This is a genomic window from Rickettsiella grylli (assembly GCF_000168295.1).
In the GTDB taxonomy this organism is placed as follows: domain Bacteria; phylum Pseudomonadota; class Gammaproteobacteria; order Diplorickettsiales; family Diplorickettsiaceae; genus Aquirickettsiella; species Aquirickettsiella grylli.
This window is the reverse complement of record NZ_AAQJ02000001.1, coordinates 211,862-226,583: the sequence shown is the minus strand read 5'-3', so window position 1 is coordinate 226,583 and position 14,722 is coordinate 211,862. Positions and strand designations below refer to the sequence as shown.

Annotated in this window: 13 protein-coding genes; 7 read left to right on the top strand and 6 right to left on the bottom strand. The window is 33.5% G+C overall.

Features of this window, described 5'->3' with window-relative positions:
• Nucleotides 1-60 precede the first annotated feature (60 nt).
• The 5 genes from RICGR_RS01030 to RICGR_RS01015 form a co-directional block, all read right to left on the bottom strand.
• Nucleotides 61-357, bottom strand: a complete 297-nt coding sequence (locus RICGR_RS01030; protein ID WP_240992173.1) for an integrase core domain-containing protein — start codon at nucleotides 355-357, stop codon at nucleotides 61-63.
• A gap of 21 nt (nucleotides 358-378) precedes the next feature.
• On the bottom strand, nucleotides 379-525 hold the full coding sequence (locus tag RICGR_RS07825) for a hypothetical protein (protein ID WP_240992172.1): 147 nt from the start codon (nucleotides 523-525) through the stop codon (nucleotides 379-381).
• Between the two features lie 306 nt (nucleotides 526-831).
• Nucleotides 832-2,136, bottom strand: coding sequence for an MFS transporter (locus RICGR_RS07370; protein WP_006035062.1), 1,305 nt, complete (start codon nucleotides 2,134-2,136; stop codon nucleotides 832-834).
• Nucleotides 2,137-2,408: 272 nt separating this feature from the next.
• On the bottom strand, nucleotides 2,409-3,632 hold the full coding sequence (locus RICGR_RS01020) for an IS256 family transposase (protein WP_006034850.1): 1,224 nt from the start codon (nucleotides 3,630-3,632) through the stop codon (nucleotides 2,409-2,411).
• A gap of 17 nt (nucleotides 3,633-3,649) precedes the next feature.
• Nucleotides 3,650-4,663: a formyltransferase family protein gene (locus RICGR_RS01015; RefSeq protein ID WP_006034701.1), complete on the bottom strand. Its 1,014-nt coding sequence runs from the start codon at nucleotides 4,661-4,663 to the stop codon at nucleotides 3,650-3,652.
• Nucleotides 4,664-5,034: 371 nt separating this feature from the next.
• Here RICGR_RS01015 and RICGR_RS01010 point away from each other — a divergent pair, with 371 nt between their 5' ends.
• The 7 genes from RICGR_RS01010 to asnB all read left to right on the top strand — a co-directional run bounded on the left by RICGR_RS01010 (nucleotide 5,035) and on the right by asnB (nucleotide 13,967).
• Nucleotides 5,035-6,363, top strand: coding sequence for a PLP-dependent aminotransferase family protein (locus RICGR_RS01010; protein ID WP_006035675.1), 1,329 nt, complete (start codon nucleotides 5,035-5,037; stop codon nucleotides 6,361-6,363).
• The gene (locus RICGR_RS01005) at nucleotides 6,350-7,729 is read left to right on the top strand and encodes a hypothetical protein (protein WP_050763957.1); all 1,380 of its coding nucleotides are present in this window, start codon (nucleotides 6,350-6,352) and stop codon (nucleotides 7,727-7,729) included. Before RICGR_RS01010 ends, RICGR_RS01005 begins: the two co-directional genes overlap by 14 nt.
• The gene (locus RICGR_RS01000; RefSeq protein WP_006035058.1) at nucleotides 7,707-9,452 is read left to right on the top strand and encodes a carbamoyltransferase family protein; all 1,746 of its coding nucleotides are present in this window, start codon (nucleotides 7,707-7,709) and stop codon (nucleotides 9,450-9,452) included. Before RICGR_RS01005 ends, RICGR_RS01000 begins: the two co-directional genes overlap by 23 nt.
• The gene (locus tag RICGR_RS00995; protein WP_006035827.1) at nucleotides 9,442-10,236 is read left to right on the top strand and encodes a class I SAM-dependent methyltransferase; all 795 of its coding nucleotides are present in this window, start codon (nucleotides 9,442-9,444) and stop codon (nucleotides 10,234-10,236) included. Before RICGR_RS01000 ends, RICGR_RS00995 begins: the two co-directional genes overlap by 11 nt.
• A gap of 7 nt (nucleotides 10,237-10,243) precedes the next feature.
• On the top strand, nucleotides 10,244-11,308 hold the full coding sequence (locus tag RICGR_RS00990) for a pyridoxal-phosphate dependent enzyme (RefSeq protein WP_006034936.1): 1,065 nt from the start codon (nucleotides 10,244-10,246) through the stop codon (nucleotides 11,306-11,308).
• A gap of 148 nt (nucleotides 11,309-11,456) precedes the next feature.
• Nucleotides 11,457-12,074: a hypothetical protein gene (locus tag RICGR_RS00985; RefSeq protein ID WP_240992174.1), complete on the top strand. Its 618-nt coding sequence runs from the start codon at nucleotides 11,457-11,459 to the stop codon at nucleotides 12,072-12,074.
• Nucleotides 12,075-12,080: 6 nt separating this feature from the next.
• On the top strand, nucleotides 12,081-13,967 hold the full coding sequence (gene asnB / locus RICGR_RS00980; protein WP_006035178.1) for an asparagine synthase (glutamine-hydrolyzing): 1,887 nt from the start codon (nucleotides 12,081-12,083) through the stop codon (nucleotides 13,965-13,967).
• Here the strand turns inward: asnB and RICGR_RS00975 are convergent.
• The gene (locus RICGR_RS00975) at nucleotides 13,939-14,712 is read right to left on the bottom strand and encodes an aldo/keto reductase family protein (RefSeq protein WP_006034737.1); all 774 of its coding nucleotides are present in this window, start codon (nucleotides 14,710-14,712) and stop codon (nucleotides 13,939-13,941) included. The two genes, asnB and RICGR_RS00975, sit on opposite strands and share 29 nt — an antisense overlap.
• Nucleotides 14,713-14,722: the final 10 nt, after the last annotated feature.

Genomic DNA, 14,722 nt, shown 5'->3' with positions numbered 1-14,722 from the left:
ATTTTCTAGCAATACTTTCGGTGTATTTCAGATGTAAACCTCCCAAACTTCCCCCAGTTTTTAAATAGAGTAGTTTTTGTTTAGGGATTGAAAATAGTATAGGGGTGTTTGATTATTTAAAGCTTCATGGGGTCTTTCCTCGTTGTAATGTTTAAGCCAGTTATCAGTTATGTTCTGTATTTCTTGTATATTTCGAAATAAATACCTATCTAAAACAGCTTCACGATAAGTTCGGTTAAATCTTTCGATAAATGCATTCTGTGCGGGTTTTCCAGGTTGGATATATTGAATTTCAATCCCCTGTATTTTCGCCCATTGCTGGAAGTGACGTGAAATATTTTCTGGGCCGTTATCCACTCGAATACGCTGAGGGTAGCCCTATTTCATGGCGAGTTGATCCAACCATCGGGTAATCCGCTTGGAAGGTAAACCATAAGCCACTAATATTCCTAATCCACCGCGATGATAATCATCAATGATATTTGCTGTACGAATGCGTCGCCCATTGACTAAAGCGTCGCTCATGTCGTCTAACGACCAGCATTGATTGATACCCTCAGGTTGCTGTAATTTAATAGCGGTTCGAGGGGGTCGTCCAGTTTATAAAAATATTGTTTTTTCAATTACTTATGATTTAAGTGTGCGACTGAAAATCTTTGTGTCGGTGGTTCGATTCCACCTTCGGCCACCAGATCAAGCACACTTACACCCTTTCAAACCATCACTTCTTTGTTTATTTGCATACTAAACTCTAGCTCAACTAGCACAAAAAGTTGATGTGGACGTATTATTTATTTGCATGAAAAAGTTGTTCTTAATCAATTAGCGCTCTTAAGAAGAATTTCTATTTATAATTAATTGGAACGACTTTGCTGTTTTAATGTATTTTAATAACTGATAAAAAGCACAAACGCAGAATGCCATCATCAATATGAAACAAAAGCTGTAATTTGCAGAAAAAATACTACTCAATATTAACGCTATCAACCAACCTGCTGACGTAAATGATAAAGTAAGTCCTATTATTTGTCCTTGAGCACTTTGATCTGTTGCATTTGAAATTAATACCAATATCGTATTGGAAGATATCCCAACTCCTATTGCTATCATGATGCAAGCATAATAAAAAGTATGGTAATTTTTAGCCATAATCAAAATTGAGGCGGACAATATTATCGAAACTAGTCCAACTATAATTAAATAGTTTGAACTTAAGTACTGCATTGCTACTCGTATGAGTATCGTGAATGTAAGTGCAAAGGTAAACGCCATAACTAAGAAAAAAAAACTAATTGCAACAGGAGGGGGTATGAATACATTGACAAAGTATGCAGAAGCTGACTGAAAATAAATTCCCCATGCCACTTGTATACAAAAGAGTATGCTAATCATCGATCTAAGCTGCCTTGACTTAATCGCAATTAAGCAAGCTTGAATAAAATTCGAAACTATCTTTTTCTGATTATTCCTTCTTTGTGTTTTGGGGATTTTCAGAAAACATAAAATAAATATAAACCCAAAAAAAAGTATTAATGTGGACATATAAAATGGTAGGGATGGCTCCATCAAAAAAAATGGTTGTCTGATTCGATTTAAAATAGTAGAAGCTAAAGGGCCTAATATGAATCCTAGTGAAATCGCTAGCGAAACATAGCTCATGTTGATTGCTTTTTCTTTATTATTGCTGAGATCTGCCATGCAGGCTTGAGCAACTGCTTCATTTCCGTCCATAATTCCCATCAACACTCGTCCAATTAGAAACAATATAATGTTGTGTGTTTTAACTCCTATAGCAGAAAAAAGACAAGCTATTGCGACTCCGAGCAAGCCAATCAGTAAAACCATTTTTCTACCGATCAAATCTGATAGGGCTCCTAGGATTAATGCACCCATACAAACAAATATAGTGGGCAAACTAATTGCCAAATTATAATAAAAATGTCTTAAGAGCAAAGAGGTCTGTATTTTAAGAAATGATTTTTCTGGATTCAATAAAAGATCAGCTAATGAAGGCATGATGCAGCCAATGCAAAAAGAGTCAATGAAAAGTACAAGGCATAGTGAAAACTTTGTTAAGATATATTTTCTATTAATGCTATCTATTGACTTTCTGATTAAAGTCGCAGCTCTTATCATGTTTGTAAAATTTTATTTGTATTGGTCAGAATCAGATAAGTCTTGGATATCGTTTGCATAAATTCCATCTGTTGCTTAGATCAAGTCAAAGAAAGTTTTGATCCTATAATCTTTGGTTAAATCAGATTCAGAAACCAACAGTTAAGGTGTATATAATATTGAACAAAGCTTTTTCATAAGTTTTATTAAGATTTTAGATTATTTTGTAAGTAACCGTTGAAATCTGAAGCTTTTAAATTTGAGAGTGTTCACCAAACTGTGTCATTAATAATTTATCGTAACTGTAAATTTAGCCTGCCATCAAAAAATATCTGCAGTTGAGAAGCAATTAAAGCCCAATTATGCAGGGGCTGGCACCACTTTTCTAGTATTTTTTGACAGGCACAGTAAATTAATTTAAGTAAGGCATTTTCACTGGTAAAAGCCCCTTTATTTTTTGTATATTTGCGTACTTGCCGGTGAAACCCTTCAATAATGTTGGTTGTGTAGATAATACGCCTTAATTCTTCAGGATACTTAAAATACTGGGAAAGCTTATCCCATTGAGTTTGCCAAGACTTAATCACAGCAGGATATTTTTTACCCCATTTTTCATCGAGTTCTAATAGGTGATGCTCGGCTAAGTCCTTGGAACTCGCACGATAAACCAATTTTAAATCAGCCATAAAGGATTTTTGATCTTTGCTGGTCACATACTTTAATGAATGACGGATTTGATGAATCACACAAAGCTGAATTTCTGTCTGGGGGAAAACCTCAGCAATGGCTTCGGGAAAACCTTTTAATCCATCGATGCTGGCAATGAGAATATCCTCAACTCCCCGAGCACGTAAATCATTTAAGACACTTAACCAGAAACGAGAACCTTCATTTTCAGAAAGATACAGCCCTAAAATTTCTTTACGACCCTGGTTGTTAACCCCTAAAACCGAATAAAAAGCACGGCTACTGACTTTACCTTCAATACGTACCTTAAAATGCATGGCATCGAGAAATACGATCGGGTACACAGATTCTAGCGGTCTATTTCGCCATTCCGTTATAACCGGCATTAACTTATCGCTTATCAGGCTTATTTTAGCCGCTGAAACCTCAAGACCATACATATCCGCCAGATGGTCTTGGATCGCCTCATAGCTCATCCCAAGTGCATACAGCGATAGTATTTTGTTATCCAAGGATTCGTTTAAAACCGTTTGACGTTTTTTTACCATTTGCGGTTCAAACGTTCCTAGACGGTCTCGGGGTGTTTCCAGCTCAAAACTTTCTGTCTCCGTTTTTAATACTTTACTTGTTTTTCCATTGCGTCGGTTCGATAACTCAGGCGTTTTCGATTCTGATAATAAATGGGATTCTAATTCACCTTCTAACGACGCTTCGATAATTTGTTTTATTAACGGCGTTAATATTCCGTCTTTTCCTGTTAACGATTCTCCTGATTTTAGTCGGGCTATCGCTTCAGCTTCAAATTCTTTACTCAGTATCGCTTGTTTCATGTCAACTCCTAAAATTCTTAATTTAGTTTAGCGTTGACACAGTTCCTTGAATACTCCCTTAAATTTTCCTTAAGTGAAAAATGATCTTGATAAAGTTTATATATTTTTTTAATCGAAATGTTGTTTGGTAGATTGGGTTCGAATCTAGGTGACACAGGCGACATGCTTGTATCGAAAATACTAATGAACCTATCGGCGCTAATGTAACCATAAGATTCAACATGCAATACATTAATTTGTAGTTTATAATCGACGGTATTTAATATTAATTTATTATCTATTATTTCAATAAAGCCTGGGGGTTTGGTTGAGGTTTTTGGCAATGCTATAGACTCAAGTAGTATAACTTGATACTCTTTAAATCTTACAATAACGCTAATTTCATCGTTACAGGCACGAATAAGTCTATCAATAAAAATTGCACTTTCATCAAGATTCAAATAGAAGTGTTTTGTTTTTGGTTTCGGATAGTACTTTCCATTAGTTTGAAAAATTATTTTTCTATTTTTACTTTCTAGTGCTGCTTGAAATCGATCGGCATTATCTCTCATATAATAGCGAAAATCATCAATCATAGAAGATTTTGTCGCATAAGATTGAAGTTTGCGTTTATCTGAGAAAATAATATCACCACTATCCCAGTGTTCAGTTAATTTATGCATGGTTACTGTATAGGTTTCACTTTCTAAAAGAATATTCCAAAATGATGAATCTCCCGTTCTAATTTCCGGCAGTGCCGAAGGGTGAATATTAACCGCTAAAATCTTAGCTTGTTGAATATGCTCATTGGGTATTTTCTCACTAAATACACAGGAGACTATAAAATCCGGTTGAAACGCGTTTATGGTGCCCCATAAAGTGGGATCTTTGATATCCGAGAATAAATATAATTTATCTTTAAATTTATGTTTATAGAGTTGTTTAAAAGGTGAATTACAGGGCGAAAGAATTAGTATTTCCCTTTTTTTTCTGATTTTACATGCAAATTCAAAACCTGCTGAGTAAGACGAATAAATGATATATTTATACATATTCCCTTTCTCTCTTTCTCATCATTCAGTATTAAATTGAGAAGTTAATTCCATATATTTAAGATTAAGATTCTGTTTAATGACTTTAAACCAGGTAAATATTACCATAAATATTACCATGATTTTATTTTCTATCTAAGTCATTCAATCAATAGTTGTTCATGATGTTATTTGTATTCTATTTATATTTTTGAATCGTGATATTAAGATTGCAAAGTTTATGTCAGATATGTAATAATAGTTCTTCATGGGTGTTAAAAGTCATGTTGCTATCAATAATTAGATTAAGGATATATACAAATTGTGTAATTAAAAATCCTAATAAGACTGTTTTCTAAGTACGCATTTTAATCTCAAGGAATAGAGAAATCATGGATAAGCACTTATTAAACATCAATAAACTTTTAGAACTTTTGCTTGAGCATGAAAAATACACAAAGCAAACCATTAGTTTAGTTCCGAGCGAAAATGTTCTTTCGCCACTAGCTCGTATACCTTACCTTTTGGACAATCAATCGCGTTACTTTCTTGATGATTTACGACTATTTGGTAAATGGGTTTTCCCCAGCGGTCAACATTTAGCTAGCATCGAACAAACTATCTTGAAACCTCTACTTATCGAATTAGCTAAAGCAAAATATATAAATGTTCGACCCATTTCAGGTATTAATTGTATGACGGTAACACTTGCTGCTTTAACCAAACGAGGAGATTCAATTCTTACTGTTCCATTGACTTGCGGTGGACATCCAAGTAGTAGTGTAGTTGCAGAAAGGCTTGCTCTAAAAGTAAATGATATTCCAATGTCTAACTGCCATGAAATAAACTACATTGCATTTGAAGATATATTGAAAAAAGTTAAACCTTCGTTAGTTTATATCGATCAAGCTACTTTCTTATTTCCAATTTCTGTAAAAAAAATGCGTGAAATTATTGATATAGTTTCACCATCAACCATCATTCACTATGATTCTAGTCATATTAATGGACTTATTTTCGGTGGTGTATGTAATAACCCTCTTGATGAGGGCGCACATTGCTTTGGCGGTTCAACCCATAAGACCTTCCCTGGCCCTCATAAAGGTTTTTTGGCCACGAACGATCCTATACTTTCAAAAAAAATTGAGTCGGCAACGGATCACTTCGTCAGTCATCATCATGCGGCAAGTGTCATTTCGTTAGCTATTACGCTGATTGAATTTAAATTTTGCAAAGGAAAAAAATATGCAGAAAACATTGTCATTAATACTCGCTATATGGGAGAGTTATTAAATAAATTTGGCTATCATGTAGTAAAGCATGGTAAAAAATATACAGAATGCCATCAACTATGGGTGGCTTTTGAAAGTGAGAAAGAAGCTTGCATTTTATTTAGCAAGCTTTGTGAAGCAGGTTTGTATCTAAATTATTTTCAAGAATTACCAGGCATTCATTCTCCAGGTTTCCGATTATCATTATCTGAATTTACGCGTTATGGGGCATCAATGAATGATGTTGAGGAGCTTTGCCAAGCATTTATTGCTATTGATAATGAGGCACTTGATGTGGGTAAATCAAAAATAAGGAAAATCAGACAACTTAGGAATCAACCCAATTTCTGTTTTAAATTTGAATCTTTACCTAATGGGCAAATAAGCGAATTTTTAAGAACATATATTAATGCTACTTCAGCCGAAGCTTTTATTTATGATATCTGCTGAAGCATTAAATTTGATCAATCAGTTTGACTTAGAAAATTTCAAATTAGCCAAACGTATAAAAGCTAGTTTAAATTTATCATTAAGGCAATATTTAAAAAACCTAATCCCTTCGCCTAATAAAAAAAACAATCGTTATTTTTCATATCTTCAAAAAGCAATTGCCATTTATCTGCATCAGCATGCACAAACTAACATTGATAATCAATGTGCTTTATTAGAAAAAACGCCCGTAATACAGCAAGCCGATCATGCGAGTCTACTTTTAGATTCAGAGACATTTTTAAATAATTTTATGTATGCGATTGCTTGCCAAGAAAATGACATTGACAAAATGTTTACATCGCAATGTACAACCGTAAGTTGTTTGTCGAAACGTAATCCTATTCAAGGCCCTACTTTTTTACGTACTATGAGCTCTCTTTTTTCTATACTTCCATTTTCAAAGCGCACGCTTAAAAACTCAAATTTTTGCTGTCTTCCAAAACCAACTAAAGTTCAGATTAAATTAATTTCAGGTGAACAACTATTCGCAAAATCTTCTCTGTTAAATAGCATAAATGACAGAAATTATCCAAGTCCTTCTTTTGGCTATCATCAAAGTAATAAAATATTATGGGATTTATTAAAGATACCCGGAAAAGTAGAACGGATAGCCTTTGACGAAAGTATGGTTTCCCGTTTGACAGAAATTCATTTGAGGGATACTTATAGCCCTGTTTATACCTTACTTTTTGATCCCAACGTAAGAGACGCATTTATAGATGTAAAACGTAGTTTTGTTAACTCAAATGAAAATAAGGTTATCAATAAATCAACACCAGATTTTTTTTGGTACAGAAAAAATACGCGTCTTTATCCATTAAAGCTCGTTGGGTTTGGTAATAATGCAAAATATCATATTGAGGACATAGATATTCCACTTCCGTTTGTTTTCTCGGTTGAATCATTAACAAACGCACTAAGAAATGAAGATATTTTTGCCGATAAATTTTTGGCCTATTTAATGCGTTGTTTGCTTCCTGGAGTAGTAGCAGTAGGAGGCACTTCACAACAAGATTATGTAGATCATTATCAAAAAATAATTGCCCTAACCAATACAAGAGCTCCTTTTTTATCATCTGCGGATTTAGCAGTAATTATAGACGATAAATTGAGTCAATTAGGTGGTAGTCCGTTGCTAGAAATGAATATAGAACAAAAAAATCTTATTGCCTATTTAAATGAAAAAACTGATTTAGATGCGTTTGCAACTCAATTTCTTGACTTACCTTTGTCAGAAACAATTGGTACATTGCATTGTTCGCGTTACATAATTGATTGTAAACCGAAAGAGATAAGGAAAAATGAATATTTTAGGAATAAATAGCTTCTTTGAACATCCCGCTGTTGCTTTAATCGCAAATGGGAAGTTGCTATTTGCAATGGAAGACGAACGCTTAACTCGGATTAAACATGGCAGAAAATACAGTCCATATCAAACCTATGTGCCATTTCAAGCAATATATTCTGCCTTAAACTCTCAAAACATGACCTTTAAAGATATTCATGAGATTGCCTACTCGTATGATAGATGGGCTCATTTGAAAAGTCTATGGGGTTGTTTAATTAACCGCAGACGCTCCTCACTCAAACAGGAGATTTCAGCATTTCGAACTGCATCGAATGTATTTCCATCGATAAAAAGTGGCTTTGAAATACCACATCGCACAAAACAGATTATGTCCCCTAAGTATTTATTAAATGTGCGTTACAAAGAATGGGATCACCATTTGTCACACGCTGCATCCGCATTTTTTTGTTCAGGTTTTTCTGAATCACTCGTGATTGTTTCAGATGGTAGTGGCGAAAATGCGACTACATCCATCTATTTAGGAAAAGAGGGTTATTTAAAAAAAATAGCGTCAACAATTTTGCCACACTCGTTGGGATTTTTTTATTCATGTATGACACAACACTTGGGGTTTGAACCTTTCTCTGATGAATATAAAGTCATGGGAATGTCTGCTTATGGAAAAGATTTATATCGTCAACAAATGCAACAGCTTGTTTTAATAAAGCCTAATGGGTTATACGCTATTGATGCTAAGAAGCTGTTTAATTTAAGCTCATTTTTAGGTACTGAACGTAAATACAATTCTGTTTTGGATCAAAAGCATTTCGATATGGCACGATCGGCTCAAATCAGACTTGAAGAAATCCTAGAGCATATAATGCTGCATTTTATGAAAAAATATCACGCTGCCAATCTTTGTTTAGCGGGTGGAACATTTCTCAACATACTCGCTAATAGCCGCTTAGTAAGTAACCCTGTTGTGAAAAATTATTTTATTCAGCCCGCATCACATGACGCAGGGACAGCCATTGGAGCTGCGGCGTTAAGTTGGGTGCAATCAGGTGGTTGTCCACAGTTATCTTGGGAATCAATGTTTTTGGGCACTGAGTATTCAGATAATGAAATTGAAACATCGCTAAAACAAGCAAACTTATCCTATAAAAAACTTTCATTATCTGAGTCTATTCAGACGTTAGCCAAGTTACTCTCTAATGAGAAAATTGTTGCACTTCATCGGGGTAGAATGGAGTTTGGTCCTCGCGCGCTTGGCAATCGCAGTTTGTTAGCTTCCCCTCGATCAGAAAAAACTCGCACTAAACTAAATTCATTAAAAGTGAGAGAACAATTTAGACCTTTAGCACCTTTGGTGACCTCTGATTCTTTTGAAACCTATTTTGAAGGCTTACCCAATCGATATATGATGTTAATTGTAAAAGCTCGAGATATTGCAAAGGCTAAAATACCTGCTGTCGTGCATCATGATGGAACTGCAAGAGCACAAGTTATATATAAAGAACAGGATAGTTATCTTTATGACCTGCTTAAAGCATTTGAAGCATATTCGCAAGTACCTGTTTTGATCAACACGTCATTAAATGTTCGTGGAAAACCTATTGATGAAAGCCCTTACGATTCGCTTTCTTCATTCTTTATATCGGGAATTGATTATCTCATGATGGGTAGTTATTTGGTTAAAAATCCTGTTCATGCAACACAAAGTGCATCCTTAAAAAAGGTGTTTGAATATGAAATTTGAAATTAAAACAAATCAACATGGATGGAATCTTAGGACAAGTGTTCACATCAACTCTAGTTTTTATGATGTTGAAGGTTTTTTGAAAGGAAAATCGACTTTAAATTTTCCAGAGCGGGAATTTTTATCAGATGTTTTTCGTAAAAAATTACTTCATCTCCAATGTCATTTCGGGCTAGATACATTATCATTTTCTCGAATGGGAGCTGAGACTGTTGGGGTTGACTTATCATCAGAAGCAATAAATTATGCTAAAATCTTGTGTAAAAAGTCCAATATTAACTCTCAATTTATTATTGGAGACGTCCATCAGTTAAGTCAATATATAGCAGCAAATACATTTGATATTATCTATTCATCTTATGGTGTTATTTGCTGGTTATATGATTTGGATATCTGGGCAAAAGAAATTTTTAAAGTTTTAAAAAAAAACGGAGAATTTGTTTTAATTGAGTTTCACCCTATACTAGACTATGTCTACAATGGAAATATAAGCGGCAAACTGCAATACTTTTCAGACGGTCAAACAGTGTGTGAAGAGACAACCGGAACTTATACTGATCGTGAATCACCTATTAAATATTCTGAATATAGATGGAAACATAATCTTGCTGATGTGGTAAGTGCATTGCTGAACACTACCATGAAGCTTGAAAAGATGAAAGAATACCCCTACACACCATTTAAGCTGTTCGAGGATTTAGATATAAATAATAAATTTGGTTGGTCTAACTCATCAAATAAAAATCAATACCCATATTTATATGCTCTAAAATTTAGAAAATGAGTTCGTTGTGAATTATTATCTAAAAATTTTCAACAAATTGATTTCTGATTATGCTAATAAATTTTCAGGATATAATAAGAATCGTTTAACACCCCTCCTTTACAATCATCAAATGTCCATGGATTTTAATATTAATTTATATATTAAGCGTGAAGATACTATTGACAATATAGGATCAGGTAATAAATATCGAAAAATATCCTATATCATTGATGATGCCGTTTCTAAAAAATCAACCGTTTTGGTTACGACGGGTAGCGTGGCATCTAATCAGTGTAAAGCGGTTTCTTATTTTGCAGCCGCAAACCAACTGAAAGCTCATGTGGTTTATGGTGGTGATACTCAAAAGAAGCCTCACCATGCACAAGGGAATTATTTGCTAACGAGTTTGTTTAATCCTTCAGTAACATGGTTCGAAGAAAGTAAATGGGAAGATATCTCCAATAAGATGGATGAAATAGTCGATGCGCTTTTAGATAGAGGCGAGTCTGTTTATAGAATAAATTCAGGAGCTTCTGAATGGCCCGGTATAGTAGGCAGTATTGAGCTAGGTTTTGAACTTGCGGGTCAATGTTTTGAAAACAATATTGATGGTGAAGTGAATATTGTCCTTCCATTTGGCTCAGGTGGTACTTGTTTAGGACTACATGTCGCAGCAGATATTCTAGGCTTGTCTTGGAATATTTATGGCATGTGTATTGGTGATGAGCCCGATATAGGGATGAAACGATTAGAAAATATGAAGTTTGATCTATTAAAAAGAATACCTTTTCTTTCTAATAACATTCAAAATGTATTTCTTTTAAAACTTCCGTCTAATGGTAAATACGATGAGCCGAGCAAAATTGAGCTAGATGCAATGCAAAAAGCTTTGCAAAATTATGCTTTATTACTAGATACCAATTATATGATAAAAGCATATCTTGGTTTAAATTTTTTAACTTCATTAGATCAATCCACTAGAAAAAAAGTAACCATTCTGCTGCATACGGGTGGTTCAATAGGGATTTTTAATCTAAATAATAATATGATGAATTGGCATGCGAACCAATTCAAGGATTGGGTAGTTTGAATGTATGAATAGATAAATCTAAACGTTGACAGGGAGCATAAAGTTAATGGAGATTATTCAAGCGTCAAATGGGGTTTCGGGGTCTTTGATGAGTCTCTCATCTGATATTTATCAACTATTTTATACATTTAATAGTACGGAATTGCTTATGAACAATCTTGCTATTTATTTGAAAAAATTTGGTAGAAGCGGCATCATCAAAATGATTCATGATATAATGAATAATCCTAATGAGCTTAAAAGAATTGCTTCAGATTCCTATTTTCAAGGTAATGGTTTCTACAAAATTGTTCTTTTAAAGAATGAATATTTTACTTTACGGTTTCATATCTGGTTTCCAGATAACTCATCGCAAGAAAATCTACATAGCCATCGGTGGCATCTTGCCTCAACTATATTAAATGGTAATCTATATTATGAATTATGGAAAGACTCTGCTGTTTTTAACGCCATGGATTATGATGAATATCATTATAGAAATAAATACACTCAAACGACTCTAATTGGTAAAACCAAAATGGAACTTTACGAAAAAAAACATTATAAAACGGGTGATTACTATTATTTAGAGCCGGATGTGCTTCATCGTATTGTTCAAAATGCAAAAGAAATGGTCGCAACACTCATGTGTCATCCGTCAAAATCTCGTGACTGGTCAAGAAATATAGCGCTCAATGATAGAGCACCCGAAGTAATGCCTGAGAAATATATGTCTAATGATGAACTTAGAGGCGTTTTAAACAAATATTTAAATTTTATCGTTTGAGCAAACATGTGTGGCATTGTAGGGATACTTAGTAATTTAGACAAATCATTTCATATAAGCAATTTATTAAATAGCATGAGTGGAACCTTAACCCACAGAGGACCTGATGGCAGTGGTGTTTATTTGGATGATAACATTGCGATGGCTCACCGTAGATTAAGCATTATCGATCTTTCATCCAATGCAAATCAACCGTTTTCAAGTTATGATAAGTCACTCGTACTTATTTTCAATGGTGAAATTTACAATTATAGTAAAATTAAAAACTTAGTATATAACTATCCTTTCAAAAGCACTTCTGACGGAGAAATTATTTTACCCCTATATCAGAAATTTGGTCCCGATTTCATAAAACATTTAGAAGGAATGTTTGCATTTGCACTTTATGATAAAAAACAAAAACTATTATTTTTAGTGAGAGATCGGGTTGGTGAAAAACCTCTTTATTATACATGGTATAAAAATTGTTTATTTTTTTCTTCTGAACTTAAATCATTTTGGGAAATTACAGATTTTAGACCACCGTTATCAAAAATAGCAATTTTGAATTACTTAGCCTACACGCAATCACCCGCACCCTATTCTATGTATGAAAATATTTATAAGGTTATACCTGGACATTATTTAATAATTGATTGCAAAAATAAAGTCACGCAAAAAAATTACTGGAATATTGATTTTACAAACAAAACCAAAATTACAGCGTACGAGGCAACTGAACAGCTAGATACATTATTACGCGATACCATGAAGAAAACATTAGTAAGTGATGTTTCTATTGGTATTACCTTATCTGGAGGAATTGATTCATCTGTTTTATTGGGACATATGTCCGGTATCTATTCTGAAGCTATAAATAGCTTTACGCTGGGTTCTAATCATCAACCTAACTCAATAGACCCTGAGTTAGATCGGGCTAAAATTGTGGCAAAATTATATCAAACTCACGAACATTTCTGCGATTTTAAAGATATTTCCTTCAAAGATTTTCTAAAGGCTAATAGTTATTATGACGAGCCCGTAGGCATATTAGATACAGTTCATTCAATGTTCTTGAGTCAATATATAAGTCAATACCACAAAGTCGTAATAACAGGTAATGGGGCTGATGAGGTTTTCGGGGGTTATAAGTCATATAGCAATTTTCTTAGGAAAAATTTCTTGAAGCAATGTCTTATCCAAGCTTCTAGGAAATATGCAATAAAAAATATCCAATCTTTTTTTACCAAAACTGTGCTAAAGACAATTTCAAATTATAGCTTAAAGTTTTTGACCAATGATATGATTTTATTTTCTAATAATCCCTATTTAATTGAATATCTAGATGTATATTACAAGATGTCAAACTTTGATAATTTGCTTGATGGAAAGTTATTTTTTGAATTATTGGTTACATTAAATCATTGTGCTTCAATGTCAGACACATTAGGAATGACACATTCACTCGAGATAAGATCGCCTTTTTTGAACCATCATATTGTCGAGTTTGCAGCATCGTTACCGGTTTATTATAAGGTTAAATTTTTTTCACCTAGCAATAGAAATAAATATATTCTCAAACGTCTGGCATTAAAATATATGCCAAAAGAATTAATTTTTATAAAAAAATATGGCTGTGGTAGCTTTATTAATTATCACGGTAAATTTAAGACTTCGTGGAGAGCTGATATTGAACAAATCTTATTTCATTCAGCTGCGGGAATATATGAATTTTTCTCAAAAGAAAAAACAAGGTGTTTATGGATAAAATTTTTATCGGGCGTATTGTCTCCAAATGAAAAAATGCTTTTAAACAAGCTTATCATACTTTTTGCATGGTATAATTCTGTTTTTTTAAAAAGAAAAAGCTCTTTTCAGCTTGCTTCTAATCAAATTCAGCCCAATCTTCACTGAAGCAAATTCTACTGTTAGAATTAAATCCATCAAGTAATTTTATTGTTTTATCCTCAAGCGATATTAATTTACTTTCACTATTTTTTTTAAGATGTTCCTTTTTAAGCGTGCTAATTATTGGTAAATATTTACGATGCAAGGCCCATGAAAGGACCAGTTGGGAAATCGAACAGTGATTATCCCTAGCAATTTGTAAAAGATTTTTATCTTTAAATACTTTACCGTGTGCAAATGCACTGTGTGCCATTAATTCAATCTGATTATTATGGCAATATTGAACGAGCTTATCTTCATTCAAGTAAGGATGTACTTCAACCTGTAATGTATCTGGTAAAAGATAATCCGATTTAAGTTTCTCAAGATGTTTTATCGTGTAATTACTTAAACCCCATTTAATAATTTTTTTTTGATCTTTTAATTTTAGCATTTCCGGTATAGTCGTATGATGGTTAATACCTTTTGGTGCGTGAATAAATAAGTAGTCTAAATAATCAACTTTTAGTTCTCTTAAAATCAATTCAAAACAAGCACTAAATGAGTATTTTTCAATGAACGGCTTTGATACTTTTGAGGTAATCTGTATCGTTTCTCTCTTTTGCAGTTTCTTAAAAGCCCTTCCTAATAGAGTTAAGTTGTTGTATGCCTGAGCAGTATCAAATTTCCGATAGCCTAAATCATAGCTGTAATAAATTAGATTAATTAAAGATGTATTTGTTAAGCGCTCAGTACCGAAAATAACGTTCATTAGATATTTC